This window comes from Azospirillum brasilense, assembly GCF_005222205.1.
In the GTDB taxonomy this organism is placed as follows: domain Bacteria; phylum Pseudomonadota; class Alphaproteobacteria; order Azospirillales; family Azospirillaceae; genus Azospirillum; species Azospirillum brasilense_G.
On sequence record NZ_CP032349.1, the window covers coordinates 359,037 to 383,893 of the forward strand.

22 protein-coding genes are annotated in these 24,857 nt (G+C 71.2%); 6 read left to right on the forward strand and 16 right to left on the reverse strand.

Annotation, left to right across the window (positions count from 1 at the left end; translation table 11 throughout):
* Positions 1 to 55 precede the first annotated feature (55 nt).
* From D3869_RS30850 to D3869_RS30890, 9 genes are all read right to left on the reverse strand, one after another.
* Positions 56 to 877 (reverse strand): ATP-binding cassette domain-containing protein, encoded by an 822-nt coding sequence (locus D3869_RS30850; RefSeq protein ID WP_137143420.1) that lies wholly within the window; start codon positions 875 to 877, stop codon positions 56 to 58.
* Between the two features lie 2 nt (positions 878 to 879).
* Complete coding sequence (locus D3869_RS30855; protein ID WP_137143421.1) at positions 880 to 1,989, reverse strand: FecCD family ABC transporter permease; 1,110 nt, start codon at positions 1,987 to 1,989, stop codon at positions 880 to 882.
* The gene (locus tag D3869_RS30860; protein WP_137143422.1) at positions 1,986 to 2,873 is read right to left on the reverse strand and encodes a heme/hemin ABC transporter substrate-binding protein; all 888 of its coding nucleotides are present in this window, start codon (positions 2,871 to 2,873) and stop codon (positions 1,986 to 1,988) included. The genes D3869_RS30855 and D3869_RS30860 overlap by 4 nt, the downstream gene beginning before the upstream one ends.
* Positions 2,874 to 2,890: 17 nt before the next feature.
* Positions 2,891 to 3,865 (reverse strand): ChuX/HutX family heme-like substrate-binding protein, encoded by a 975-nt coding sequence (locus D3869_RS30865; RefSeq protein WP_137143423.1) that lies wholly within the window; start codon positions 3,863 to 3,865, stop codon positions 2,891 to 2,893.
* Between the two features lie 246 nt (positions 3,866 to 4,111).
* Positions 4,112 to 5,083 (reverse strand): carbon-nitrogen hydrolase family protein, encoded by a 972-nt coding sequence (locus D3869_RS30870; protein ID WP_137143424.1) that lies wholly within the window; start codon positions 5,081 to 5,083, stop codon positions 4,112 to 4,114.
* Entirely contained in the window at positions 5,080 to 5,841 is a 762-nt protein-coding gene (locus D3869_RS30875) for a flavin reductase family protein (protein ID WP_432613447.1), read from the reverse strand. Before D3869_RS30875 ends, D3869_RS30870 begins: the two co-directional genes overlap by 4 nt.
* Positions 5,842 to 5,912: 71 nt before the next feature.
* Positions 5,913 to 6,971, reverse strand: coding sequence for an ABC transporter substrate-binding protein (locus D3869_RS30880; RefSeq protein ID WP_247889034.1), 1,059 nt, complete (start codon positions 6,969 to 6,971; stop codon positions 5,913 to 5,915).
* Positions 6,968 to 7,810 (reverse strand): ABC transporter ATP-binding protein, encoded by an 843-nt coding sequence (locus D3869_RS30885; RefSeq protein WP_137143426.1) that lies wholly within the window; start codon positions 7,808 to 7,810, stop codon positions 6,968 to 6,970. The genes D3869_RS30880 and D3869_RS30885 overlap by 4 nt, the downstream gene beginning before the upstream one ends.
* Before the next feature lie 17 nt (positions 7,811 to 7,827).
* On the reverse strand, positions 7,828 to 8,667 hold the full coding sequence (locus tag D3869_RS30890) for an ABC transporter permease (RefSeq protein ID WP_137143427.1): 840 nt from the start codon (positions 8,665 to 8,667) through the stop codon (positions 7,828 to 7,830).
* Between the two features lie 295 nt (positions 8,668 to 8,962).
* Here D3869_RS30890 and D3869_RS30895 point away from each other — a divergent pair, with 295 nt between their 5' ends.
* Positions 8,963 to 9,712: a TrmB family transcriptional regulator gene (locus D3869_RS30895; protein WP_199230067.1), complete on the forward strand. Its 750-nt coding sequence runs from the start codon at positions 8,963 to 8,965 to the stop codon at positions 9,710 to 9,712.
* Positions 9,713 to 9,718: 6 nt separating this feature from the next.
* On the opposite strand, the gene D3869_RS30900 is transcribed toward D3869_RS30895, so the two are convergent.
* The 4 genes from D3869_RS30900 to D3869_RS30915 all read right to left on the reverse strand — a co-directional run bounded on the left by D3869_RS30900 (position 9,719) and on the right by D3869_RS30915 (position 14,007).
* Complete coding sequence (locus D3869_RS30900; protein WP_137143428.1) at positions 9,719 to 10,609, reverse strand: LysR substrate-binding domain-containing protein; 891 nt, start codon at positions 10,607 to 10,609, stop codon at positions 9,719 to 9,721.
* A 113-nt stretch (positions 10,610 to 10,722) separates the two neighbouring features.
* Positions 10,723 to 11,187 (reverse strand): DUF1348 family protein, encoded by a 465-nt coding sequence (locus tag D3869_RS30905; RefSeq protein WP_137143429.1) that lies wholly within the window; start codon positions 11,185 to 11,187, stop codon positions 10,723 to 10,725.
* Between the two features lie 54 nt (positions 11,188 to 11,241).
* Positions 11,242 to 13,320 carry a pyridoxamine 5'-phosphate oxidase family protein gene (locus tag D3869_RS30910; RefSeq protein ID WP_137143430.1) on the reverse strand — a complete coding sequence of 693 codons (2,079 nt, stop codon included), beginning with the start codon at positions 13,318 to 13,320 and terminating at the stop codon, positions 11,242 to 11,244.
* A gap of 72 nt (positions 13,321 to 13,392) precedes the next feature.
* Positions 13,393 to 14,007 carry a glutathione S-transferase family protein gene (locus D3869_RS30915; RefSeq protein ID WP_137143431.1) on the reverse strand — a complete coding sequence of 205 codons (615 nt, stop codon included), beginning with the start codon at positions 14,005 to 14,007 and terminating at the stop codon, positions 13,393 to 13,395.
* 418 nt (positions 14,008 to 14,425) lie between these two features.
* On the opposite strand from D3869_RS30915, the gene D3869_RS30920 reads away from it, so the two are divergent.
* From D3869_RS30920 to D3869_RS30930, 3 genes are all read left to right on the forward strand, one after another.
* Positions 14,426 to 15,109, forward strand: coding sequence for a GntR family transcriptional regulator (locus D3869_RS30920; RefSeq protein WP_175426692.1), 684 nt, complete (start codon positions 14,426 to 14,428; stop codon positions 15,107 to 15,109).
* Between the two features lie 94 nt (positions 15,110 to 15,203).
* Complete coding sequence (locus D3869_RS30925; protein WP_137143432.1) at positions 15,204 to 16,253, forward strand: phosphotransferase; 1,050 nt, start codon at positions 15,204 to 15,206, stop codon at positions 16,251 to 16,253.
* Positions 16,254 to 16,259: 6 nt separating this feature from the next.
* Complete coding sequence (locus D3869_RS30930) at positions 16,260 to 17,576, forward strand: aspartate aminotransferase family protein (protein WP_137143433.1); 1,317 nt, start codon at positions 16,260 to 16,262, stop codon at positions 17,574 to 17,576.
* 134 nt (positions 17,577 to 17,710) lie between these two features.
* On the opposite strand, the gene D3869_RS30935 is transcribed toward D3869_RS30930, so the two are convergent.
* Complete coding sequence (locus tag D3869_RS30935; RefSeq protein WP_137143434.1) at positions 17,711 to 18,331, reverse strand: pentapeptide repeat-containing protein; 621 nt, start codon at positions 18,329 to 18,331, stop codon at positions 17,711 to 17,713.
* Between the two features lie 99 nt (positions 18,332 to 18,430).
* Entirely contained in the window at positions 18,431 to 20,341 is a 1,911-nt protein-coding gene (locus D3869_RS30940; RefSeq protein WP_137143435.1) for a methanol/ethanol family PQQ-dependent dehydrogenase, read from the reverse strand.
* 314 nt (positions 20,342 to 20,655) lie between these two features.
* On the opposite strand from D3869_RS30940, the gene D3869_RS30945 reads away from it, so the two are divergent.
* The gene (locus D3869_RS30945) at positions 20,656 to 22,032 is read left to right on the forward strand and encodes an ATP-binding protein (protein WP_247896072.1); all 1,377 of its coding nucleotides are present in this window, start codon (positions 20,656 to 20,658) and stop codon (positions 22,030 to 22,032) included.
* Positions 22,029 to 22,676: a response regulator gene (locus D3869_RS30950; protein WP_137143436.1), complete on the forward strand. Its 648-nt coding sequence runs from the start codon at positions 22,029 to 22,031 to the stop codon at positions 22,674 to 22,676. Before D3869_RS30945 ends, D3869_RS30950 begins: the two co-directional genes overlap by 4 nt.
* Positions 22,677 to 22,737: 61 nt before the next feature.
* On the opposite strand, the gene D3869_RS30955 is transcribed toward D3869_RS30950, so the two are convergent.
* Complete coding sequence (locus tag D3869_RS30955) at positions 22,738 to 24,801, reverse strand: methyl-accepting chemotaxis protein (RefSeq protein WP_137143437.1); 2,064 nt, start codon at positions 24,799 to 24,801, stop codon at positions 22,738 to 22,740.
* Between the last annotated feature and the right edge of the window lie 56 nt (positions 24,802 to 24,857).

Genomic DNA, 24,857 nt, shown 5'->3' on the forward strand with positions numbered 1-24,857 from the left:
TCCCTCCGACGCCTCTTTGGAGCGTCCCGTCTCGCTTCCTATTTGCTATTAATAATCATTCGCAATCGATTTTTCCAGACGCCGCGGCGCGTCCGGTGGCGGCGTAGACCACGCCCTCCGCCTCCGGCAGGTCGAGGCGGACGAAGGCCGTGCCGAAGACGCGCTCCAGCACCGGAACCGGCAGGCCGGCCATGGACCCGGCCCAGGCGACGCGCCCGCCGGCCAGCAGCAGCCCGTCGTCGGCGTAGCGCGCCGCCAGCGTCAGGTCGTGCAGGATCACCGCGCAGCCGCCGCCGGTCCGCTCCACCCAGTCGCGCGCCGCCCGCAGCAGATGGTGCTGGTGGGCGGGGTCGAGGCTCGCCGTCGGCTCGTCCAGCAGCAGATAGGACGGCCCCGCCACGTCGCGCCCGTGCCGTCCCGCGGCCAGCTGGGCGAGCGCGCGGGCGAAGGCGACGCGCTGGCGCTCGCCGCCGGAGAGCTGGGGCATCAGCCGGCCAGCCAGCCCTCCGGCCCCGGCCCGGATCAGGCAGTCGGCGATCAGGGCGCGCCGGTCGCCGGGGCGGATCAGCCAGGGCTCGGTCGCCAGCTCCATCACCTCCTCCACCGAGAAGGCGAAGGCGACTTGCTGGTGTTGCGCCACCAGGGCGCGGCGGACGGCCAGCCGCGGCGCCGGGATGGCCGCCATTTCCACCCCGTCGAGCAGGGCGCGCCCGGCGGTCGGCCGCCGCTCCCCGGAGAGGAGGGAGAGCAGGGTGGATTTGCCGGCCCCGTTGGGTCCCAGGATGGCCAGCATCCGGCCCGGCCGCACCGCGGCGGTGACGCCGTCGAGCAGGCGGGCGCGGCCGATGGTCAGGCCGGCGTCGATCGCTTCCAGCATGGTCAGGTCCCTCCCAGCGCGCCGGCGCGGCGGCGCAGAAGCCACAGGAAGAAGGGACCGCCGACGGTGCCCAGCAGCAGGCCGGCCGGCACGTCGGCCGGGGCGGCGATGGTGCGGGCCATCGTGTCGGCCAGGACCAGCAGGACCGCTGCGGCCAGCGCCGTCGCCGGCATCAGCCGGCGGTGCACCGGTCCCAGCAGGATGCGCATGACGTGCGGCACGATCAGCCCGACGAAGCCGATCAGGCCGGACACCGCCACCGCCGCCCCGACGCCCAGCGCCACCAGAAGCACCGTGCGCACGGCGAAGCGGTGCGGGTCGAGGCCCTGGAGGAAGGCCTCCCGCTCGCCCATGGCGAACAGGTCGAGCCGCCGCGCCCCGGCCAGCAGCCCGGCGGTCGCCAGTCCCATCAGCACCATCGCCGGCCCGATCTGCGCCCAGCTCGATCCGCCGAAGCCGCCCATCATCCAGAAGGTCATCTGGCGCAGCGCGAGGTCGTCGCCGAGGTAGCTGAACAGCCCGATGCCGGCCCCGCCCATGGCGTTCACCGCGATGCCGGCCAGCAGCATGGTGGCGGGGGAGTTGCGCCCGTCGCGGCGGGAGATCGCCAGGATCAGCACGGTGGCGGCCAGCGCGCCGAGGAAGGCGGCCAGCGGCAGCACGGTGGCGAGCGACAGGCCGCTGCGCGCCAGCCCCAGCCCCGACACCCCCAGCACCATGGCGGCGGAGCCGGCCAGCGCCGCCCCGCTCGACACGCCGACCAGCCCGGGATCGGCCAGCGGGTTGCGGAACACGGCCTGCAGCGCCACCCCGGCCACGCCCAGCGTCACCCCGACCGCGGCGGCCAGGACGATGCGCGGCAGGCGCAGCATGGTCAGCACCATCCAGTCGCGCTCCGACAGCGGCGTTCCGGGCAGGCCGAGCAGGGCGGCGAGGTGGGACAGGCTGCGGTCGAGCGGGACGGACACGCCGCCCGTCGCGACGGCGGTCAGCACGGCCAGCGCCAGCGCCACGGCCAGTGCCGCCAGCACCGGGACGAGGGGCGGGCGCCGGAAGGACGGCGCCGCCCGGTCCCCTTTCCGGGAGGATGGCATGGACAAGGTCAGGCTCATGGTTGTCCTTGAGGGGAGGTGCCCTGGACGCGGGTGAGTTCGGCGACCGCCTCGGCCGTGCGGGGGCCGAGCCCCATCAGCAGCGCGCCGTCCACCACCGCCACCCGCCGGGCCTTGGCCGCCGGGGTCAGGGCGATCTGCGGCGTCGCCAGGAACGGGTCGAGCCCGCCGGAGCGGTCGACCAGCGACCGGCTGACCAGCAGGATGTCGGGTGCGGCGGCCAGGACGGCCTCCGACGACATCGGCACATAGTCGCGCTCCACCTCCAGGGCGTTGCGCCCCCCGGCCATGGCGATCAGCGCGGCGGGGACGGAGCGGCTGCCCGCCGCCATCAGACCACCGGGCCCGCCGCCGACCACGCCGAGCACGACCGGCGCGCCGTCCTTCGCTCCGGACTTGGCGTCGGACTTGGCGGCGACGGCGGCCAAGGCGGCGAGGTCGCGATTTAGCGAGTCCGCCAGGCGCCGCCCCTCCGCCTCCCGGCCGAGCAGGCGGGCGACCCGCTCCACCTTGTCGAGCAGCCCGGCGAGAGTCGGCGTTTCCGGAACGACCTCCACCGTGACGCCGAGCGCCCGAAGCTGGTCGAGCGTTGTCTCGGGGCCGGCGCCCTGGATCGCCAGGACGTGGGTCGGGGCCAGCGACATCACGCCCTCCGCCGAAAGGGCGCGCATGTAGCCGACGTCGGGCAGGCCGTTCACCGGCTGCGGGTAATGGCTGCTGGTGTCGCGCCCAACGACGGAGCCGCCGTCGCCGAGCGCGTAGACCAGCTCGGTCACCGGCGGGCCGACGGTGACGATCCGCCGCTCCGCCGCCCCGGCCAGGGTGGTGGCGGTGAGCGCGAGGGTGGCGGCGATCGCCGCGGGGAGAAAGCGCAGGCGCCTCATCGGCCGGTCCCCGCCCGTCACAGGGACGCGGCGAGCGCGCGCCACTCCGCCCGTTCCGGCTTGTCCTCGTCGCGCTGGCCGCACAGGATGGCCGCGTTGTCGCCCCGGTCGTCGTACAGCTCGACGGTGGTGATGCCGCCCTTGTCGGTCGGCTTGTGGACGACCCAGGCGCTGGACAGCCGGGCCTGGATGGCGCGCAGGGTGAAGCCGGGGTCGTCGATGCGCAGCAGCCCGTCGGCCGTCGTCGGATGGTCCACCGTACCGGTGTGGATCTGGATGCAGCCGGCGTTGCCGACGAAGATCATGATGTCCAGCCGGCGGTCGCGCGCCGCCTCCAGCAGCGGCAGGAGGGTGGTGGCGGGCAGTTCCCGCGCGAAGCCCGTCCCGGCGAGGCGCAGCGCCTGCCGGCGCCCGACCCCGAAGGTCCTCAGCATGCCGAAGAACTCGTGCACGTCGGTCATCGCGCTCCAGGCGGCGCGCAGCCCCTCCACGTCGATCTCGGCGTCGGGCCGCTCGGCGGCGGGGACGGGCAGAGGTTCCAGGGCCGGCGCGTCCTGGTCGGCGGCGCGGTGCAGGATGAGGAAGGCGTCCCAAGCGGCGGCGTTCGTCTCAGCGGTGCGGTGGATGGCGTGGACGGCGCGGCCGTGCCGGTCGAAGACACGGATGGCCTCGGCCTCGCCGTCCGTCTCCGGCGTGTGGACGGTGATGGCCCAGTGGCGCGGGAAGACGCGCAGGTCGACCTCGCGGTTCAGCACGATCAAGGCCGGGCCGTTGCCGTCGACGTTGCCGAAGCGCCCGGTCTTCTCGTGGGTGATGCTGCGGTTGCCGGTGACGACGCGGACCGTCCCCAGGACGTCCAGCTTCCTCAGGGCGTCGGTCCAATCCACCTCAAGCCGCGTCGGGCGGGCGGAGGCGTCGTTCTCCCAGCCGGGGAGGGTGGACAGGATCGGATCGGCAGTCGGAAGGACGGTCGGCAGGCGGGTGTCGGGCATTGGGGGGCTTCCCTTGACAAGATGCGGGATGGTCGGCCCGTCCGGACAGGGCCAAATCTCTTCCGCAAATGATCATGAGAAGCATTATCAGTTACAAGGCGCCGATCATTAACCGGCATTAATCGCCCGGCGCCCACCGGAACCGGGGGGTTGCGCGTGGCATCACGTCCGGCAAAAGCGCAACCCCCTCACCCTAACCTTCTCCCCAGAGGGGAGAGGGAATTTTAAACGCGATCACCCTGCCGGTCAGGCCGCTTCTTCGATTTTCTCGTTGCGCTCCGGAAGGGCGCCCTCGCGCACCGTGGCGACCGGCGCGCGCGGGGTCTCGTCGACGCGCATGCTGAACAGGTCCGGCCGCGCGTAATGGCCGACCGGATCGAAATCGAGCTTGGCGCCGACCAGATCCTCGACGTCCACCTCGGCGGTCAGGATGCCCTCCGCGTCGACCAGCGGGCCGGCGAGGATCTCGCCGAGCGGCCCGACGATGACCGAGCGGCCGTGCATCATCCATTCGTCCGGCCCGGCGTCGATGCGGCTCGCGTAGTCCGCCGGGAAGTCCGAACGGCGCATCACCTGGCAGGCGCCGATCACGAAGCAGCGCCCCTCCATGGCGACGTGGCGCATGGTGGCGATCCAGCTTTCGCGGTCGTCCGCCGTCGGCGCCGCCCAGAGCTGGACGCCCTTGGCGTAGTAGGCCGCGCGCATCAGCGGCATGTAATGCTCCCAGCAGATGGCGCCGCCGACACGGCCGAACGGCGTGTCCATGACGGTGAGGGTCGAGCCGTCGCCGAACCCCCAGACCAGCCGCTCCGACCCGGTCGGCATCACCTTGCGGTGCTTGCCCATCTGGCCGTCCGGCGACAGGTAGAGCACCGTGCAGTAGAGCGTTCCGCCGTCACGCTCGATGACACCGACGACCGCGTGGATTCCGTGCCGCGCGCAGGCCGCCGACAGCGTCTCGGTCTCCGGTCCCGGCACGGTGATCGCGCCGCGGACGTAGCGGGCGAAGTCGGCGCGGCCCTCCGGCGTGCGCCGGCCGATCGAGCAGCCGAAGTCGAGCCCCTTCGGGTAGCCGCCGATGAAGGCCTCCGGGAAGACGGCGAGCGACGCGCCGGTGGACGCCGCCTCGGCGATCAGGTCGACCGTGCGCGCGGTCGCCGCGGCGGCGTCGAACGGCACCGTCGCCGCCTGCACCGCGGCCACTTTAACCTTGGTCATGCTTGTCGTTCCTTGCAGTGTGTTTCGGTGGATTGGGGCGCGGTGTCGGCCCAGACCGGCCTCACCAGATCGAAGACGTCGCGGGTGCGCAGATAGGCCGAGGGGCCGTGCATGCGGGCGACGAGGTCGAGCGCCTCATGGTCGATGCGGGGGCGTTCGGGATTGCCGGTCAGGACGCGCGTCGCGACATGGGCGTGCAGCACCTCGCCCACGAACAGCCATTGTCCGGGACCGCTTTCGAACTCGTGGATCAGACGGCATTCGAAGGCGACCGGCGAGGCGGCGATGCGCGGCGGCCGGACCGCGACGCTCGGCAGGGTGGCGAGCCCGGCGAGCCGGGTCTCGTCCACCTCGGGCGGCGCCTCGACGCAGGTGAGGTTCATCGCCTCAGCGAGGTCGAAGGGGACGAGGTTGATCACGAACTCGCGCGTCGCCCGGATGTTGACCGCCGTGTCCTTCGGCCGGTCCGGGCGCGCCAGCACGCCGAGACAGACCACCGGCCGGTCGGAGCCGAAGACGTTGAAGAAGGAGTAGGGGGCCGCGTTCACCCGGCCCTCCGCCGAGCGGGTCACCGCCCAGGCGATCGGCCGCGGCAGGACCGCGGCGGTGAGAAGGCGGTAACGGTCGGGCGCCGGAAGCGTCGCGAAGTCGAAATGGCGCATGGCGGGGGCGGAGGCGTCGTCGGTGGCCGGCCGGGCCGCGTCGTGGGACGGCGCCGCGCCACCCCGCGCCGGTGCGTCGTCAAGTCGTAGGGTCATGGAGTCTCCTTCGGCGCGGCCCGGCACGGCCGCCGCCCCGTCCTGCGCGATGCGTCGGGACCGCCGGCCGCTCAGCCGACGATCTTGACCGTCTTCGGATCGAAGCCCTGGGCGGCAAAGGCGGCGTCGGCCTTGCCGGCGATGGTCGTGTCGACGAACTTCGAGACGTCGGGCAGGCGCGGCAGCAGCTTCGCCTCCACGCCCCATTCGGCGAGCTGGTTCAGCTTCCTGATCTGCTCCTCCGACAGCGCCGCCTTGATGTCGGTGGGCGCCTTGGCGTTCCAGGCGGGGTCGTAGCCCGACGCCTTCTCCAGCACGGCCTCCGGGATGTTCTTCGCCGGCTCCAGCGAGCGGAACCAGCCGTTGACGAGGTCGTGGTTCTGGCTGGCGAAATACAGCGCCTGGGAATTGGCGAGCAGGAAGCGCTCCGCCACCTCGGGCCGGTCCTTGAAGAAGCGGTTGTTCGCGGTCAGCACGATGACCGGGGTCAGGTTTTCCGAGACCACCTGGGCGAAGCCGGCGTTCTCGAAGAAGGTCACGAACGGGTCGTAGGTGAAGAAGGCGTCGATCCGCTGCGCGCCCACCGCGTCGGCCAGCTCCGCCGGCCCGACATTGACGAAGGTCATGTCGCGGCCGGGGGTGAGGCCGGCCTTGATCATCGCCTCCTGGGCGTTCTGGAAGGCGGTGATGCCGAAGGTGCCGTAGACCTGCTTGCCCTTCAGCCCGGCGACGTCGGTGATCCCCGACTTCTTGGTCACCAGCACCGCCGAGCGGAAGCGCGCCTGCGAGGCGATGGTGGTGACCGGCGCCCCGACGGCCATGGTGGTGACGGCGGCGAAGTCGGACAGCGTGCCGACGTCGGCCGCGTTCGACACGATCGCCTCGTTCACCGCCGGCGAGGCGTTGAGCTGGATCATGTTCATCCGGAGGCCGTTGCGGGCCGCGATGTCCGTGCGCATCAGCACATGGGCGATCTGGGCCGACACGGTGGTGGTGTTGAACCAGCCCATCTTGACGACGTCCGCGCCCTGCGCGCGGAGGATCGCCGGCTTGGCGAGGGTTGCGGCGGCGGCGATGCCGGCGGCGAGCTGGCCGAAACGACGGCGAGAGAGTGTCGAGGTCACGTTCATTCCCCTTTTTGCCATTCGGGTTTCAGGGTCTCCCACAGGTCGTTGACCGTGGAGACGAACCAGGGATCGGAGCGCATCTCGGCCGTGCGGGGCCGCGGCAGCGGCACGGCGACCTCTTCGCGCACCCGGCCGGGCCGCGGGCTCATCACCACCACGCGGTCGGCCAGGAACACCGCCTCGTCGATGCCGTGGGTGACGAAGATTACCGTCTTGCCGGCCTCGGACGAAATGCGGGCGATCTCCTCCTGCAGCAGCACGCGGGTCTGCGCGTCCAGCGCGCCGAACGGCTCGTCCATCAGCAGGATGTCGGGGTCCGGGGCGAGCGCGCGGGCGATGGCCGCCCGCTGCTTCATGCCGCCGGAGATCTGGTGCGGGTATTTCTCCTCGAAGCCGGTCAGCCGGACCATGTCGATCAGCGAGCGGGCGATCTCCGCGCGCTGCTTCTTCGCCATGCCCTTGGCCTTCAGGCCGAACTCCACGTTCTCCTGCACGGTCATCCAGCCGAACAGCGCGTAGTCCTGGAAGACGACGGTGCGCGACGGGTCCGGCCTGACGATGGGGCGACCGTTCTGCAGGAGCGTCCCGCTCGACGCGGACTGGAAGCCGGCGACGATGCCGAGCAGGGTCGACTTTCCGCAGCCCGAGGGGCCGAGCAGCGAGATGAACTCGCCGCGGCGGATGCGCAGATCGACCCCGTCGAGCGCGACCACCATGTTGTCGGACGAGGTCCCGCCATAGACCTTGCCCAGGTTCCGGATGTCGATCTGGATGTCGGCCGGCTGGGCCTGCGGCGCGCCGGGGGGCGGGGTGGGGGTCTTGAGTGCGGTGTTGGCGGCCATGTTCCTTCGCCTCCTGCTCAATTGCGCTCGGAAGGCGCCCAGGCGTTCACCCGACGCTCGATCCGTTCGAGGACGGCGGACATGGCGAAGCCGACGAGACCGATGGCCACCATGCCCGCAACGACGTTGTTGATCTGGAAAAGCATGCGCGACTGCTGGATCAGGTAGCCGAGGCCGGTCTGCGCCGCGATCAGCTCGGCGGTCACAACGCACATCCAGCCCACGCCCAGCGCGATCCGCAGCCCCGGCAGGATGATCGGCAGGGAGGCGGGGATCAGCACGTCGGTGAAGAGCTGCCAGGGCGTCGCGCCGAGGCAGAGCGCCGCGTTCATCTGGTTCCGGTCGAGTCCGCGCACCGCCGTGTAGGTGGCGACGAAGGCCGGGAAGACGGCGCCGAGGAAGACCAGGAAATAGGACGCGGCGTCACCGAGGCCGAACCACAGGATGGTGATCGGGATCCAGGCGAGCGGGGGAATGGGGCGCAGCGCCTCGACCACCGGCCGCACGAAGTCCGCGATGCCGCGCCACCAGCCGCACATCAGCCCGAGCGCCATGCCGACGACGCAGGCGAGCGCGAAGCCGACGGCCACCCGCTGCAGGCTGGCGCCGAGATGGACCCACAGCGAGCCGTCGAGCGCCATGTCCCAGAGCGCCCCCGCCACCGCGACCGGCGAGGGCAGAAGGAAGGCGTCGATGAGGCCGAGCGAGGTCAGCGCCTGCCAGACGGCGAAGAAGGCGGTGAGGCCCAGCGCCGCGCGGAAGGACCGGTCCGTCAGAATGCGGGGGGCCGCGCGGCGGCGCGGCGCCCTCTGCATGAAGGGCGGCGCAGCCGCATGCGCTTTCGTGTTCGCTTCCATCACCTTCCCTCGTTCCACCGTTCGGCGCCGCCTCGCGGGACGTCAGCGTCCTTGGACAGCGTCAAAACGATGACAGTGTCGGAAAAATCCGTCAATTCGAAAAATACAAATGAATGGGGTTCTGCGGGCCTAAACATGCCGGTTTAACGGGCATTTGGTGAGATAGGAGCCTATTTTATCGCCTCTGTGCCAAAGTAGCGCCGCCAGATGCCGGCATTTTATCGGCAAAAACCGACGATGGACGGGTGGCGCGGAATCGGGCATGTTGCGACGCGATTCAAAAGGGAGCACGTGGGTGAATCTGGAGGAGAAGCTGTCCCGGATCGGCATATCGGGGACGCTCTACAAGCTCTATCTGACGACGATCCGCCTCGGCGGCGGCTCCGTCACGGAGGTGGCCGCGGGTGCCGGCATGGCCCGCACCACGGCGCACGACGCTCTCGCCAAGCTGGAGGCGGAGGGGCTCGTCCGCTTCGTCGATCACGGCAAGCGCCGCTTCGTGGTCGCCCAGGACCCGGGCATCCTGCTGGAGCGCAGCGAGGCCCGGCGACAGATGCTCGAGGACGTGATGCCCGTCCTGCGGTCGATGTACCATCACGAGAACGGCCAGCCGAACGTCCGCTTCCACCCCGGCCCCGAAGGCATCCGCACCGTGCTGTGGGAGACGCTGAGCGGCGACGAGAAGGAACTGCGCGCCACCCTCTCCATGCGGGAGCTGATGGTCGAGCCGGGGCTGGAGGAGATGGAGCGCTACCTGAAGGAGCGGGCGCGGCGCGGCATCTGGCTGCGGGTGATCCGCTCGGAGGAGCGCGACATCGCGCCGATCTGGCCGTCGAGCCAGGAGGAGCGGCGCGAACTGCGCTACGCGCCCGCCACCTACAACCTCGCGATGACCTGCTTCATTCACGGCAGCAAGGTGTCGGTCATCTCGTCGGCGCGCGAGAGCTACGGCCTGATTCTTGACAGCGCCGATTTCGCGGCCTTCCAGGCGTCCATGTTCGACGCCATGTGGAGCCTGAGCACGCCGGCGCCGACGATCCCCTGACCGGGCCTAATTGAGGAAGCGGTTCTCGCGCAGGCGGGTCACGGCCAAGTCCACGAAGGCCCTCACCTTGGCCGGCGCGTGGCGCCCTTCGGGGTGCAGGACGTGGATGGGCAGGGGCGGCTCCTCATGATCGGCGAGCACGATGCGAAGCTCGCCGGCCAGCAAGGCCGGGCCGATCTGGTAATGGAGCACCCGGGTGAGGCCCCAGCCCGCCCTGGCGGTCGCGATCACCGCCTCGTTGGTGTTGCATTGCAGGACCGGGTCGATGGTCACCCGCTGGTCCCCCGCGAACCGCCACTCCGGCGACGCCCAGGCGCCGGTCGACACGGCGACGCGGTGGTGCTTGAGGTCGGCCGGCGTCTGTGGGACGCCGTGGCGCTGGAAATAGGCCGGGGCGCCGCAGACCACGCGCCGGACCGTGCCGACCCGGATGGCGGTGAGCCCGGAATCCGGAAGGTGCCCGATGCGCACGGCGACGTCGATGCCCTCCTCCACGATGTTCACCGGGCGATCGACGAAGAAGGTCTGCGCGCGCATGCCGGGGTAGCGATCGAGATACTCGGTCACGATCGGCAGCACATGCATCGGCCCGAACAGAGCCGAGGCGGTGACGGCGAGCGTCCCGGTCGGGGTGGCGTAGATGCCGCCCGCGGCGGCCTCCGCCTCCGTGATGTCCGAGAGGATGCGGCGGCAGTCCTCGAGGTAGCGCGCCCCGGCTTCGGTGACCTTGACCGAGCGGGTGGTGCGCACGAACAGGCGGGCACCGATCAGCTCCTCAAGGGCCGCCACGGCGCGCGTCGCCGCGGGCGCGCTCAGACGCAGGTGGCGGGCGGCTTCGGCGAAGCTTTCCGCCTCCGCGACCTTCACGAAGATCCGCATCGCCTGCAGCCGGTCCATGCGCGCCCCCGTTTCGCCGCGTCCCAGCCACAGTCTGTGGCCGAAGAGGCTCCGGATAGCAACCTCCGCCTGCGCCGTCGCGTTCGAAGCCTCCCGCGTCAGAAGCCGCCGCGTCAGAAGCCGAAGTGGCTGAGGCCCGGATGGTCGTCCGGACGGCGGCCCAGCGGCCAGCGGAACTTGCGGTCGGCTTCGGTGATCGGGTGCTCGTTGATGCTGGCGTGGCGGACGCGCATCAGCCCGTCCTCGGCGAATTCCCAATTCTCGTTGCCGTAGGCGCGGAACCATTGGCCGCTGTCGTCGTGGTATTCATAGGCGTAGCGCACGGCGATGCGGTTGCCCCCGAACGCCCACAGCTCCTTGATCAGCCGGTAGTCCAGCTCGCGGTTCCATTTGCGGGTCAGGAAGGCCTCGACCTCGGCGCGGCCGCTGGCGAACTCCGCGCGGTTCCGCCAGCGCGTGTCGGTGGTGTAGGCCAGCGCCACCTTGGCGGGGTCGCGGCTGTTCCAGCCGTCTTCCGCCAGACGGACCTTCTCGATGGCGGTTTCCTCGGTGAAGGGGGGCAGGGGAGGGCGGGACATGGCGAACTCCTGTCGATTTGCGGGGGGAAGGGATGGGTAAAGGGCAGTGCGCGGTCAGAGCGCGAGTTGCAGGGGCGCGCTCTCGCCCGTCTCCGCTTCGGCGGGGACGGCGCAGCACAGCAGCACCTCGTCGGCGGCGACCGCGGCGCTCGGCTCCTTGACGTAGGTGACGGCGCCCTTGAGCAGCTTGGTGCGGCAGGTCCCACAGGTGCCCTCGCGGCAACTGAAGGCGGGATCGAGGCCGCGCGCTTCGGCGAGTTCGAGCAGCGTGCCGGAGCCGGGCGTCCAGCGCGCCTCCTTGAGCGCGTTCATGAAGGTGACCGGCACCGGCTTGGTCGCGGGCGGGCGGCGCACCGGTGCGGCGGCGGCCTCCGCGGTCCCGCCCGTCCGCTTCAGGGACGACGGCCCGAACGCCTCGGCGTGAATCCGGTCGTCGGCGATGTTGAGGCCGCGCAGGCCATCGTAGAGCGCCTGGGTGAAGGCGGGCGGTCCGCAGAGGTAGAAGTCGTAATCGTTGAAGCCGAGGATGCGCGTCAGCAGCGCCATGTCGATGCGGCCCACGGCGTCGTAATCGACGCCCGGCACGGCCTCGCCGGGATCGCTGAGGACGCGGACGAGCCGGACGGCGCCGTTCGCCGCCGTCACGAGGTCGGCGATTTCCCGGTCGAACGGTCGTTCCGCCTTGGAGCGCGCGGCGTGGACCAGGATCGTCGGGCGGATGCGCTGCGTGCGCAGTCCCTCGTAGACCACATGGCGCAGCATCGCGAGCAGCGGCGTGATGCCGACGCCGCCGGCCAGCAGCACCGCCGGCCGCGTCGCGCGGGCGTCGATGGTGAAGCCGCCCGCCGGCCCGCGCGCCTCGATGACGTCGCCGACCCGGACGTGGTCGTGCAGGTGCCGCGACACCAGCCCCTCGCGCTTGACGCTGATCCGGTAGATCCCGTCCGACGGGGCGACGGACAGCGTGTAGGTCCGGACGACCGGCTTCTCGGCGCCCGCCGGGGTGACGCGGATGGGCAGATGTTGGCCGGCCAGATGCGGCAGCAGCCCCGCGCCGTCGGTCGGTCGCAGATGGAAGGAGCGGATGGTGGCGCTTTCCTCGACGATGTCCATCACCGTCATCGGCCGCCAGCGCGCTGCCGTTTCCTCCGCGCGCAGCCGGTCGGCGGCTTGGCCCCAGTCGCCGGTCATCAGGGAGCTGGGCGACCAGCCGTCCGCCCGCATCGTCCAGCGCAGGGCCAGGGCGCCGCGCCGGCGGACGACCTTGCGCGCCTTGAACGTCCACAGCCGCTCGGCGCCCTGGAAGGCGGCGATCTCCGGCGAGTCCAGGACCAGCGCGGCGTCGCCGGTCATCTGCAGCAGGTCGCCGCTGGCGAAATCGACGAAGAGCAGCCCCGCCTTCCCATTGAGCAGGATGTTGCCGAGCGTGGCGAAGAAGAGGTTGCCGTCGAAATCGGGAATGGTGAGCGTGCCGTCCCCGGCCACCCGGACGAAGCCGGCCTTGCCGCCGCGATGCGACACGTCGACTTGGCGATGGTCGCCGCGGTCGGCATAGGAGGCGACGAAGAAGGCGTCCGCCGCTTCGATCACCGCCCGCGCCGCCGGGTCGAGGGCCGTCAGCTCCTCGACGGAACCGGCGAAGGGCTGGCCGGGGTCGCGGGCCTGCGTGGCGTCGCGCAACTGGATGTAGCGGGGGCAGTTGCCGAAGCTCTGGTCGACAGTGACGCGGAAGCCCGTGGGCGTCGTCGCGGCGATGCCGTTCATGCGGTTGCGCCGCCGCGTGTTCATCTCGATGCCGAGGAGGCCGACCGGCGCGCCGTCGATCAGGCCGGCCGCCGCGGGATCGCCGGCGTTCGGACGCGCGGCGATGTCGAGAAGGGTCGGCGACGGCGAGGACAGGAAGCCGGGCCGGCCTTCCAGCACGGTCGCCCAGGCATCGCCGTCCGGGTCGGCGCTGCCGATCACGAGGAAGGGGAGTTGGGCGTAGAAGTCGCGGTGCTGGTCGGGCATGAAGTCGCGGATGACCCGCTGCCCCACCATCGCCATCCGTTCGGCGACGCCGGCGCCGACCTTCTGCTGCAGGAACGTTTCGCCCTCATGCCAGATCGGCAGCGTCTTCGTGGTCTCGCCCATATTCCGTCTCCTCGGTACCCGTCTCCCCGGTAGAAGAAGCGGGCGCGCCGGATCGCGCGCCCGGGCAGCGCGTCACGCGGCGGTGAGCCCGGCCGGCGTCTGGGCGAAGGGGACGAAGCCCGGCAGCCCCTCGACCCGGCGGAGGAAGGCGTTGACGGCCGGATAGCCCGACAGATCGACGTTGCCTTCCGGAGCGCGGGCGACGTAGCTGTAGATGGCGACATCGGCGATCGTCGGCTGGACGCCGACCAGCCAGTCGCGGCCGGACAGGTGGCTGTCGAGCCGCTTCAGCAGGGTGTGTGCGCGGCCGATGACCTCGTCGGGGTTGAAGCCCGCGCCGAACACCGTGACCAGCCGCGCCGCCGCCGGGCCGTAGGCGACCTCGCCGGCCGCGACCGACAGCCAGCGCTGGACGGCCGCCGCGTTCCGGGCGTCCTCGGGCAGCCAATCGCTGCGGCCGGCCTTCTTCGCCAGATAGACCAGGATGGCGTTCGAGTCCGAAACGACCACGCCGTCGTCCTCCAGCACGGGCACCTGACCGAACGGGTTCAGCGCCAGGAATTCGGGCGTCTTGTGCGCACCCGCCTTCAGGTCGACCTCGACCAGCTCGTGCGGCAGTCCGAGCAGGGACACGAACAGGCGGGCGCGGTGCGCGTGGCCCGACAGCGGGTGATGATAGAGCTTCATGGCTGACTCCTGCGATGCCGGCCGGGACCGTCCCGATCCGCACACAGAGAGTGCGCCCTTCAGTCGATCATCGGAATGACCCGGTTTGGCAGTTCATCATTACAGCCAGTGCAATAATGCCGGTCGAAGAGGGGCGCTTAGGGTGATTGCGTTTGGCGCTTAATCCCTCTCCCGCCCCGGGAGAGGGTGCCCGCGGAGCGGGCGGATGAGGGTAAAGCCAAGGATCAAGGCGCTTGCCGATTGCCGGGACCCTCGCCCTTCCCGCGCTTCGCGCGGGCCCCTCCTCCTCCCGGGGCGGGAGAGGGGGTGATTGCAACAGTTCCGTTTGACCGCTCAGGCCGCCTTGACCTTCGGCCGCGTCCACGGCATTATGATGCATCATACATCGGATGACCGGCAGCGGCGGGAAGGGCGGAGGATGAGCGGGTTCGATCTCACCCTTCTCGAACACGACAATCTCGGCGGCACGATTTACCAGAAATTGTGCGAGGCCCTGATGAAGGGCGCCTTCAAGCCGAACGACCGCCTCAAGATCCGCGATCTGGCCGACCGGCTGGGGACGAGCGTCACGCCGGTGCGCGACGCCATCCTGCGGCTGGTGCAGGATCAGGCCCTGGTGCTGCGCTCGCCGCGCGACATCCGCGTCCCGATGCTGACCCGGGCCACCTACCTGGAGATCCGCGACATCCGGGTCAATCTGGAGGGGCTGGCCGCCGCCCGCGCCGCCGAACAGGCCACGCCCGTCCAGATCGAAGCCCTGGAATCGCTGCTCAAGCGCAACGAGGAGGCGATGGCCGCCGGCAACACCGCGCTGGCCACCGAGCTCAACCAGATCTTCCATTTCAAGGTGTCCGAGTTCGCGGACATGCCGGTGCTCGGCGACATTCTGCGGCGGCTCTGGCTCCAGATGGGACCGTTGATCGCCGACGTCTACGGCGGCGCCGGGCGCACGATGATCGACCATCACTACCCGCTGATGGACGCCATCCGCGGCCACGACGGTCCCGCCGCCGCCCGCGCCATCCAGGCCGACATCCTGCTGGCCAGCGGCCCGATCCTGGAGAGGATCGACGGCGTGCATCCCGAGCCGCTCGCCGTCTGATTCCCCGCCGATCCCATCCGCTCCCTCAGCCGATCCACCCGCCACTATGATGCATCAAACATTGACCGCTTCGAACCACGAGGAGACACCGGCGATGACACCGGCCCCGACCCAGGGTGACGTTCTGACCACCGCCGCGCCGGCAATCTCCACGGAGGAGGCCGGCGCCATCCTGCAGCGCTGGTTCGGCGTGACCGGCACCGTCCGCGAGCTGAGCAGCGAGCGCGACCGAAATTTCCACATCGCTGCCCCGGATGGGCAGGGCTATGTGCTGAAGTTCACCAACCCGGCGGAGCCTCAACCCGTCACAAGCTTCCAGACCGGGGCCATGCAGCATGTGGCCGTCCGCGACCCCGCCCTGCCGGTGCCGCGGGTCGTGCCGACGCTGGACGGGGAGGTCCAGGCGATCGTCCGGATCGACGGCAGCGCCATGGTCCTTCGGCTGCTGACCTATCTCGAAGGAACGCCGCTCCACGCCGCGCCGCCCTCGCCGGGGCTGATGCGGGCGTTGGGAACGACTCTGGCCCGGCTGGACCGGGCGCTGGCCGACTACGAGCATCCCGGCTCGGAGCGCGACCTGCTGTGGGACATCAGCCGCACCGCCGGCGTCGCCGACCGGCTGCACTATGTGACCGACGACCGGCGGCGCCGGATGGTCGAGCGCTTCGTCGCCCGCTTCACCGACGAGATCGCCCCCCGGCTGCCCGCCCTGCGCCATCAGGTGATCCACAACGACCTGAACCCCCACAACGCGGTGGTCGATCCGGTCGGGCATGAGGCGGTCACCGGGATCATCGATTTCGGCGACGCGCTGCGGGCACCGCTGGTCAACGATCTGGCGACGGCGCTCGCCTACCACGTCACCAGCGGCGAGACGCCCTTCGGCTCGGTGGTCGAGATGACCCGCGCCTACAACGCCGTGCTGCCGCTGACGGCGGACGAGGTGGAGTTGCTGCCCGATCTGGTGGCGGGCCGCCTCGCCCTGACCATCGGCATCACAAGCTGGCGGGCGGCCGAATACCCCGCCAACGCCGCCTACATCCTGCGCAACGCCGAACGCGCCTTCGCCGGCCTGGACCGGCTGACCGGCGACGAGGCCGCCACCGCCCGCCGCCTGCTCCATCTCGCCTGCCAGAAAGTGTGAACCGCCATGACCATGATCAACGCCTACGCGCCCGACTCCGCCGGGACCCTGCCGGAGCGCGAGCGCGCCCTGATCGCCCGCCGCGAGAAGCTGCTCGGCCCGGCCTACCGGCTGTTCTACGCCGACCCGATCCATGTCGTGCGCGGGGAGGGCTCATCCCTCTATGACGCCGAGGGCAACCGCTATCTGGACGCCTACAACAACGTCGCCTCGGTCGGGCATTCGCGGCCGGAGGTGGTGGAGGCGATGGCCCGGCAGGCGGCCGTGCTGAACACCCACACGCGCTACCTGACGGACGGCATCCTCGACTTCGCCGAAGCCTTCCTGGCGGAGTTCCCGGCGGAACTGTCGCACCTGATGCTGACCTGCACCGGCAGCGAGGCCAACGATCTGGCCCTGCGCGTCGCCCGCGTCCACACCGGCGGCACCGGCGTCGTCATCGCGCACAACGCCTACCACGGCGTGACCTCGGCGCTGGCCGAGATGTCGCCCTCGCTGGGGGCTGCCGTGAAGTTGGGCGACCATGTCCGCGTGGTGCCGGCGCCCGACGGTTACCGCATGCCGGAGACCGAGGTCGGCGCCGCCTTCGCGCGCTCCGTGGAGGCGGCCATTGCCGACCTGCGCGAGAAGGGGATCGCCCCGGCGGCGCTGCTGGTCGACACCATCTTCTCCAGCAGCGGCGTCTTCACCGATCCGGCCGGCTTCCTCGCCCCGGCGGTGGAGGTGATGCGCAAGGCCGGCGGCCTCTTCATCGCCGACGAGGTGCAGCCGGGCTTCGGCCGGCTCGGCACCCACATGTGGGGCTTCGCGCGCCACGGGCTGGTGCCCGACATCGTGACGGTCGGCAAGCCGATGGGCAACGGCCACCCGGTGGCGGGCGCGGTGTTCCGGCCGGAGGTGATCGAGGCGTTCGGCAAGAGCCAGCGCTATTTCAACACCTTCGGTGGCAACCCGGTGTCCTGCGCGGTGGCGCTCGCGGTGCTGCGCGTGATCAAGGCGGACCGCCTGCAGGAGAACGCCCTGACCGTCGGCACGGAAATGATCGACGGCCTGCGCGGGCTCGCCGCCAAGCACGAGCTGATCGGCGACGTGCGCGGCAGCGGTCTGTTCATCGGCGTCGAGATGGTGCGCGACCGCAAGCTGAAGACCCCGGCGTCGGAGGAAACGGCCCGCGTGGTGAACGGGATGCGCCGGCGCCGGGTGCTGATCAGCGCGACCGGACAGGAGGGGCACATCCTGAAGATCCGCCCGCCGCTGGTCTTCTCGTCCGAGGACGCGAAGCTGTTCCTCGCCACGCTCGACGACGTGCTGACGACGCTGTGAGTGACGGCGCTTTAAGCCGCGCCGCCCCGCTGAGCCCCTTCAGCCGAGCGGTGTCCGTCCGGTAAGGGTCCCCGGCCTCCTCCCTCGGGCGGACGTCGCCCGAACAGGCGAAGCTCCGCCCGCCGGCCTTGCCGTCACCAGTCGGTCGGGCAGGAACGGCAGTCGGTCATCAGCGCATCCTGGAAGATGGCAAAGCGGATCTTCGCGCCCTCCAGGTTGGCCTGCGACAGGTTGGTCAGGGACAGCTTGGCTTCCTGGAGGTTGGCGCCCTCCAGGTTGGCGCCGGTGAGGTCGGCCTTGTCGGCGCGCAGCGCCTCAAGATTGGCGGCGGTCAGGTCGGCCTGCCGCAGGTCGGCGCCGTTGGCGCGGGCGAATTCCAGGTTGGCGCCGCGCAGGCGGGCGCCGGACAGGCGCGTGCCCTGGAGGAAGGCGGTGCGCAGATCGGCGCCGTCGAGGATCGCCCCGCTGAGGTCGGCCCCGCGCAGATCGGCGTGGCGCAGGTCGGCCCGCATCAGGTTGGCGCCGCGCAGGTCGGCGCCGGCCAGCGACAGGCTGCGCAGGTTGCGATGGCGCAGGTCGATGCCGGGGCAGACGGTCTTGGCCGTGAGGACGCAGCCGGCGACCTCGGTGACGCGCTCCTCCTCGCCGCCGCCGAGGCTGGCGGTTTCCACCTCCGCCGCGAGCGGGGCGGTGAGCGGGCCGGACAGGGACAGCAGGGCGCACAGGGCGAAGGCGGGCCGGAAGAGGCGGTTCATGGGGAGAACTCCCATCGCTGCAAGGCATGAGGGTCGGGGCGGGGAAACGAACCGGTCGAGCCCGCTTCCCCGCCCCGCCGGGCGTTCATTTGGTGGCGGTCACTTGGCGCTGGAGACCTTCACGTCGGCCAGCTTGAACACCCAGAAGGAGCCGCCCTGGGTCACGCGGGTGGTCAGGTCGGCGAGGTCGCCACCCCACAGCGGCACGGCGCCGCCATAGCCGGTGGTGATGCCGACATACTGCACCCCGTCCAGCTCCCAGGTGACCGGGGAGGAGATGATGCCGGAGCCGGTCTGGAACTTCCAAAGCTCCGCCCCGGACTTGGCGTCGAACGCCTTGACGTAGCCGTCGCCGGTCCCGGTGAAGACCAGCCCGCCGGCGGTCGCCAGCGTGCCGGACCACAGCGGCAGCTCCTCCTTGTGCTCCCAGGCGACCTTGCCGGTCGTCGGGTCGATGGCGCGCAGGACGCCGACATGGTCCTCGAACATCTTGTGGATGCGGAAGCCCATGCCGAGATAGGCGGAGCCGGGGTTGTAGCCGACATGCTCCGTCCAATAGTCCTCCTTCCAGTGGTTGGCGGCGATGTAGAACAGGCCGGTGTCCTCGCTGTAGGACATCGGGTTCCAGTTCTTGCCGCCGAGGAAGGGCGGGGAGACCTCGACCGCCTTGCCGCGCTTCTCGCCCTCGGCGGGGGGCGGCGGGCGCTGGCCCTCGACCTCGATGGGGCGGCCGGTCTTCAGGTCGATGCCCTTGGCCCAGGTGATGCCGTCCACGAAGGGGAAGGCCGCCAGCACGCTGTTCGGCTTGTTCGCTTCGCCGCCCGCCGTCGCCAGCTTCGTCCGGTCGGTGACGTAGAAGAAGCCGTTGCGGTCGGCGTGGGCGGTCGCCTTCACCGTCTTGCCCGACGCGTCCTTGTAGTCGAACAGCACCAGCTCGTTGTTGCCGGAGAAGTCCCAGGTGTCGTTGGGGGTGTGCTGGTAGAAGCCCTTCAGCTCGCCCGTGGTCGGATCGACGTAGGCCTGGCCGGAGGTGTAGAGGCTGTCGCCGGGCCAGCGCGCCCAGCCGTTCCACGGCGCCGGGTTGCCGGTGCCGATGACGATGGTGTTGGTCTCCACGTCGAAGGTGGCGCTCTGCCAGGGCGCGCCGCCGCCGTGGTTCCAGGCCTCGACGAGCTGCCCGTCCTTGTCGCGCGGCCAGGACGGCGCCTTGGCGTTGCCGGTCGGGGTGCTGTCCTTGCCGTCGAGCCGGCCCATGTGGCCCTCGACCAGCGGCCGCATCCAGATCTCCTCGCCGGTGTCGGGGTCGCGGGCGAACAGGCGCCCGACCACGCCGAACTCGTCGCCCGACGAGCCGTGGATCAGCAGCATGCGCCCGGTCTTCTGGTCCTTCACGACGGTCGGCGCGCCGGTCATGGTGTAGCCGACCTTGTGATCGGCGAACTTCTTGCGCCAGACGACCTTGCCGGTGTCCTTGTTCAGCGCGACGAGGGAAGCGTCGAGCGTGCCGAAGAACACCTTGTCGCCGTAGATCGCCGCCCCGCGGTTGACCACGTCGCAGCAGGGCCGGATGTCGTCGGGCAGGCGGTGGGCGTAGGTCCACAGCCGCTTGCCGGTGCGGGCGTCCAGCGCGAACATCCGCGAGTAGGAGGCGGTGACGTAGATCACCCCGTCATGCACCAGCGCCTGCGTCTCCTGCCCGCGCTGCTTCTCGTCGCCGAAGGAGAAGGACCAGGCGGGGACCAGCCGCGACACGCTGGTGGTGTCGATCTGCTTCAGCGGGCTGAAGCGCTTGCCCTCCACCCCCATGCCGTACATCAGCACGTCGCCGGCCGATTTGGCGTCGTTGGCGATGTCGTCCCAGGTGACGTCCGCCGCCTGGGCGCTTCCCCAGGCCACCGGAGCGGTGGAGGCCAGGAAGCCGGCGACCACCGCGGTGACGATCCGCCGCCGGATTCGTCCGGCCCCGGTGTCCGCCTTGGGTCCCGGCTTGGTGTGCAAGGATGAAGTCATGCGTTTCCCCCGTGAAAGGCCGATTTTTGCCGGGGCGGATCGTCCGCCCGATCCGCCCCGGTTCCGGCACCGCGTCTTACGCCCCCAATGTTCGTCTTGGCGGTTCTTCGGTTCCATTGGACGATACGGGGACGAAACTCTGGCAATGGGCGCGTGACAGTGTCCCGGAGGGGGCGGGAAAAAATCCCGGCGCCGCGGCAAAAGGCCCGGCCGCCCGCCGCGTCTTGGTCGAAGGACGCATGGCGGGGAGACCGGTTGTTTCGCTAACATTCCGCCGATGGTCCTATGGGGCGTGTCGGAAGGATCAGACGGCGATGTCGTTGCGAATGCGCATGCTGGCCCTGATCGGGCTGTTCCTGGCGCTGCTGGCGGTGGCCGGCGCAGCGGTGATGATTGCCAACGCGCGCGACGCCGTCCGGGCGGAAATGGCCTCCGCCCTCGATCTCGGCATCGCTGTCGGGTGGGCGGAGGCCGGGCGCGGGACGAGTCCGGACGCCGTCGCGGCGCTCGACCGGTTGGGGCTGCGCCATCTGCGCTTCATCGCGGGCGCCGCGCCTGCCGGACCGCCCGGTGACCGCGATGCCGGACATGCGTCCGCGCCCGGCTGGTTTGCGGCGCTGATCGGCGTGGCGCCGCAGGCTCATTTGCTGACCGGTGCCGACGGGCGCGTCCTTCTGACGGTGATCGCCGAACCGGAGGACGAGGTGGCCGAGGTCTGGGAGGATATGCGGGACCTCGCCCTGGCGATGCTGGTGGCGGGGCTGCTGCTGCTGGGAGCGGCCTGGGTGGCGGTGGGCCGGGCGCTTGCCCCCCTCGCCCGCATCGAGGCGGCGGTGCAGCGCCTGCGCGAAGGGGTTTACGAACCCGGACCGCGGGACGGGCTTGCCGGAGGCGGCGTGCCGGAACTGGCCCGGCTGGGCACCGGCATCGCCGCCCTGGCCGAGGAGCTGGCGGCGGCGGGACGGGAGAACCGCCGGCTCGGCCAGAGGCTGATCGAGGCGCAGGACCGCGAGCGCCGCGACATCGCCCGCGAAATCCACGATGAGCTGGGGGCGGCGCTGTTCGCCATCAAGGTGGACGCCGGGCGCATCCTGCGCCTGAGCGAGGAACCGAAGCCGGAGGCCACCATCAGCGAGCGGGTGGAGATCGCCGGACGCGCCCGCGCCGTGCTGTCCATGGCCGCGGACGTGCACCGGTTGAGCCGGCGCATCCTGGTCCGCCTGCGCCCGGCCCTGCTCGACCAGTTGCCGCTGGGCGAGGCGCTGTCCGGGCTGATCGACGAATGGGCGCGGCGGGAGCCGGCGGTGCGCTGGTCGCTGGACATCGCCGAGGACGGGGCGCCGGACGGCCTCGACGGGCTGGACGAGGTGCTGAGCCTGACGGTCTTCCGGCTGGCGCAGGAATCGCTGGTCAACGCGCTCCGCCACGCCCGGCCGACCAACGTGTCGGTGACGGTGCGGCGTCTTCCCGACCGGGTGGAGGTTCTGGTGACCGACGATGGGCCGGGGTTCGGGCCGGGGTTCAGGGAAGGGCCGGGCACGGCGGAGCAGGGTGGATTGGGCATCGCCGGGATGGCGGAGCGGGTGAGGGCGCTGGGCGGCACGCTGCGCATCGGATCGGACGGCGGGCAGGGCACCCGCGTGGCCGCCTGCCTTCCCTGTGTCCCGGCCGGGCTGGAAGGCGTGGCATGACCTTGACCATCCTCCTGGTGGACGACCATCCGGTGGTGCGCGCCGGTTGCCAGAGCCTGCTCGCCGAAGCCGGGCTCGGCCGTGTCGTCGAGGCCGCCGACGTGGCGACGGCGCTGGCGCTGTGGCGCTCTGAGCGGCCGGACGTGGTCATTCTCGACCTCAACCTGCCGGGTGGCGCCGGGGGGAGGGATGGCGGCGGGATGGAGGTGCTGCGGGCGATCCGGGCGGAAAACCCGGCGGTGCCGGTGCTGATCTTCAGCATGCACGAGGACCCGGCCATCGCCGCGCGGGCGCTGAAGGCCGGCGCCAAGGGCTACGTCACCAAGAACGATGCGCCCGAGACGCTGGTGACGGCGGTGCGCTGCGTGCTGGCGGGGCGGGTCCATCTCGATCACGCGCTGGCGCGCGAACTGGCGCTGATGGCGCTGACCCCGACCGACGACCCGCTGGCGGTGCTGACCCAGCGCGAGCGGGAAATCCTGGCGCTGGTGGGGCGCGGCCTGACCGCGGCGGCCATCGCCGAGGCGCTGGGCATCAGCCAGAAGACCGTCGCCAACGCCTGCACCCAGATCAAGGACAAGCTGGGCGCCGACAGCACGCGCGCCCTGATCCGCATCGCCATCGACCACGGGCTGGCCGCCTGACGGCGCAAGAGCACACCCCGTCCTGACGACCGGGTGCACCCCGCCGATCAGGCTCCGGCGATCAAGCCTTGTGGACCCCGGCGATGAAGTGGTCGATTTCGCGGGCCAGCTCCTTGGACTGGCTGGCCACCCCGGCGGCGGCGGCGAGGAGCTGGTCGGCGGCGGCGCCCGTGTCGCCCGCCCCGGCCCGGATCTCCCCCATGCCGCCGCTGACCTCGCGGGCGCCGTCGGCGGCCTGCAGGACGCTGCGGGCGATGTCGCGGGTGGCGGAGGACTGCTGGTCCACGGCCGCCGCGATGCCGGACGCGATGCGGCTGACCTGGGCGATCGTCTGGCTGATTCCCCGCACCGCATCGACCGCATCGCCCGTCGCGTCGCGGATGCCGTTGATCTGGCCGACGATGTCCTCGGTCGCGCGGGCGGTCTGATTGGCCAGGCTCTTGACCTCGCCGGCGACCACCGCGAAACCCTTTCCGGCCTCGCCCGCGCGGGCCGCCTCGATGGTGGCGTTCAGCGCCAGCAGGTTGGTCTGGCCGGCGATGTCGCTGATCAGGCCGACGACGGCGCCGATCCGCTCCGCGCTGTCGGCCAGAACGGCGACGGCGGCGTCGGCGCGCTTCACGTCGGCCACCGCCGCCTCGGCGATGCGGGCGGACTCGCCGACCTGCTGCCCGATCTCCTCCACCGAGGCCGACAGCTCCTCGGTCGCGGCGGCGGCGGTCTGCACGTTGTCCGCGGCGGAGTGGGCGGACAGCGTCATCCGCTCCGACCGGCCATGGGTCTGCTCGGCAATGCCGGTGAGGGCGCGGGCGGTGGATTCGAGCTGCTGCGCCGCCGAGGCCAGAGCCCCGGTCAGGCCGCCCGCCCGCCCCTCGAACCCGCGCTGCAGGTCGAGCAGGGCGGCGGTCCGCGCCTCCCTGGCGCGCCATTCCGCCTCCTGCTGGCGGCCCAGATCGCGGGCCTGCACCAGCCCCTGCTTGAACACCCCGACCGCGCGGGCCATGGCGCCCGCCTCGTCCTTGCGGTCGGCGCCGGGAATGGCGGTGTCCAGATCACCGGCGGCCAGCCGGTCCATGGCGACGGTCAGCCCGGCGACCGGCCGGGCGATGCCGTCACCCACCCGCCACGCCACCAGACCGCCGAGCAGGATGCAGCCCACCCCGACCAGAACGGTCAGCAGGGTCAGCCGGTTGGCACCGGCCATCACGCTGGCCTGCGGTGCGGCGACCAGGAACGACCACGCGCCGTCGGCACCGGTGAAGCGCACCGGCGACAGGCGCAGGTAATGAGGGGCGCCGCCGAGCGTGACGACGCCGTCGTACGCCCGCCCCTCGGCGATGGCGCGGCGCGCGTCCGCCGGCAGGTCGTCGGCGGGATGGGAGAGGCGGCCGGCGTCGGGATGGGCCACATAGACCCCGGCGCCGGTGAGCACCGCCGCGTGGCCGTCGCCGTAGGGCTTCACGCGGCGGACCAGATCGGTCAGGCCGCTCAGCGTCAGGTCGACGCCGGCAACGCCGATCACCCGGTCGCCGTCCTTCACCGGTGCGGCGGCGCTGGTCATCAGCGCCTTGGTCAGATCGTCCAGATAGGGTTCGGTCAGCACCGGTTTCCCGGCCGCGGCGGCGGCCCGGTAATATTCCTTCTCCTTCACGTCGGAGAAGGGATAGCCCTCGCTGTCGTCGGCCTTCGGGCCGGGCAGCCACAGCAGGCTCATCCGCCCGGTGCCGGGCAGGCCCAGGATCTCCCCGGCGCGGTCCAGACCGGCGACTTCGCGGTCGCGGCCGTCGAACCCGTCGTCGGCCATGTCCACCCACACGCCGGCGTAGAGCGGACCGACCGCCATGAGGCGGTTGAGGTAACGGTTGACGGTCTCCCGGCGCGGGGAGCCCGTGGAGCGCTCCACCTCCACCAGCGCGGCGGCGGAGCGGGCGTCGGCCAGGGCGGCGGAGATGTCGGCGGCCACACGCGCGCCGTGGTGGTCGGCGGTTTCGGCCACCAGGGTGGTGACCGCACGCTCCGCCGCGTCGCGCGACAGGAGCAGGGAAACGGAGGTGACTGCGGCCGCTCCGACGGCCAGGACGGCGGTCATGCCGATGATGATCTTGGTTCTGAAACGCCCCTTCATGCCCCCACCCTGTCCCCAAGCCGCCGCCCTGGATCAGGGGCGGTTGATCATTTTGG

Bases quoted from the DNA above. Each gene is read 5' to 3' on its own strand.
- D3869_RS30850 (WP_137143420.1), bottom strand. From the start codon at position 877: ATGCTGGAAGCGATCGACGCCGGCCTGACCATCGGCCGCGCCCGCCTG.
- D3869_RS30855 (WP_137143421.1), bottom strand. From the start codon at position 1,989: ATGAGCCTGACCTTGTCCATGCCATCCTCCCGGAAAGGGGACCGGGCG.
- D3869_RS30860 (WP_137143422.1), bottom strand. From the start codon at position 2,873: ATGAGGCGCCTGCGCTTTCTCCCCGCGGCGATCGCCGCCACCCTCGCG.
- D3869_RS30865 (WP_137143423.1), bottom strand. From the start codon at position 3,865: ATGCCCGACACCCGCCTGCCGACCGTCCTTCCGACTGCCGATCCGATC.
- D3869_RS30870 (WP_137143424.1), bottom strand. From the start codon at position 5,083: ATGACCAAGGTTAAAGTGGCCGCGGTGCAGGCGGCGACGGTGCCGTTC.
- D3869_RS30875 (WP_432613447.1), bottom strand. From the start codon at position 5,841: ATGACCCTACGACTTGACGACGCACCGGCGCGGGGTGGCGCGGCGCCG.
- D3869_RS30880 (WP_247889034.1), bottom strand. From the start codon at position 6,971: ATGAACGTGACCTCGACACTCTCTCGCCGTCGTTTCGGCCAGCTCGCC.
- D3869_RS30885 (WP_137143426.1), bottom strand. From the start codon at position 7,810: ATGGCCGCCAACACCGCACTCAAGACCCCCACCCCGCCCCCCGGCGCG.
- D3869_RS30890 (WP_137143427.1), bottom strand. From the start codon at position 8,667: ATGGAAGCGAACACGAAAGCGCATGCGGCTGCGCCGCCCTTCATGCAG.
- D3869_RS30900 (WP_137143428.1), bottom strand. From the start codon at position 10,609: ATGGACCGGCTGCAGGCGATGCGGATCTTCGTGAAGGTCGCGGAGGCG.
- D3869_RS30905 (WP_137143429.1), bottom strand. From the start codon at position 11,187: ATGTCCCGCCCTCCCCTGCCCCCCTTCACCGAGGAAACCGCCATCGAG.
- D3869_RS30910 (WP_137143430.1), bottom strand. From the start codon at position 13,320: ATGGGCGAGACCACGAAGACGCTGCCGATCTGGCATGAGGGCGAAACG.
- D3869_RS30915 (WP_137143431.1), bottom strand. From the start codon at position 14,007: ATGAAGCTCTATCATCACCCGCTGTCGGGCCACGCGCACCGCGCCCGC.
- D3869_RS30920 (WP_175426692.1), top strand. From the start codon at position 14,426: ATGAGCGGGTTCGATCTCACCCTTCTCGAACACGACAATCTCGGCGGC.
- D3869_RS30925 (WP_137143432.1), top strand. From the start codon at position 15,204: ATGACACCGGCCCCGACCCAGGGTGACGTTCTGACCACCGCCGCGCCG.
- D3869_RS30930 (WP_137143433.1), top strand. From the start codon at position 16,260: ATGACCATGATCAACGCCTACGCGCCCGACTCCGCCGGGACCCTGCCG.
- D3869_RS30935 (WP_137143434.1), bottom strand. From the start codon at position 18,331: ATGAACCGCCTCTTCCGGCCCGCCTTCGCCCTGTGCGCCCTGCTGTCC.
- D3869_RS30940 (WP_137143435.1), bottom strand. From the start codon at position 20,341: ATGACTTCATCCTTGCACACCAAGCCGGGACCCAAGGCGGACACCGGG.
- D3869_RS30945 (WP_247896072.1), top strand. From the start codon at position 20,656: ATGTCGTTGCGAATGCGCATGCTGGCCCTGATCGGGCTGTTCCTGGCG.
- D3869_RS30950 (WP_137143436.1), top strand. From the start codon at position 22,029: ATGACCTTGACCATCCTCCTGGTGGACGACCATCCGGTGGTGCGCGCC.
- D3869_RS30955 (WP_137143437.1), bottom strand. From the start codon at position 24,801: ATGAAGGGGCGTTTCAGAACCAAGATCATCATCGGCATGACCGCCGTC.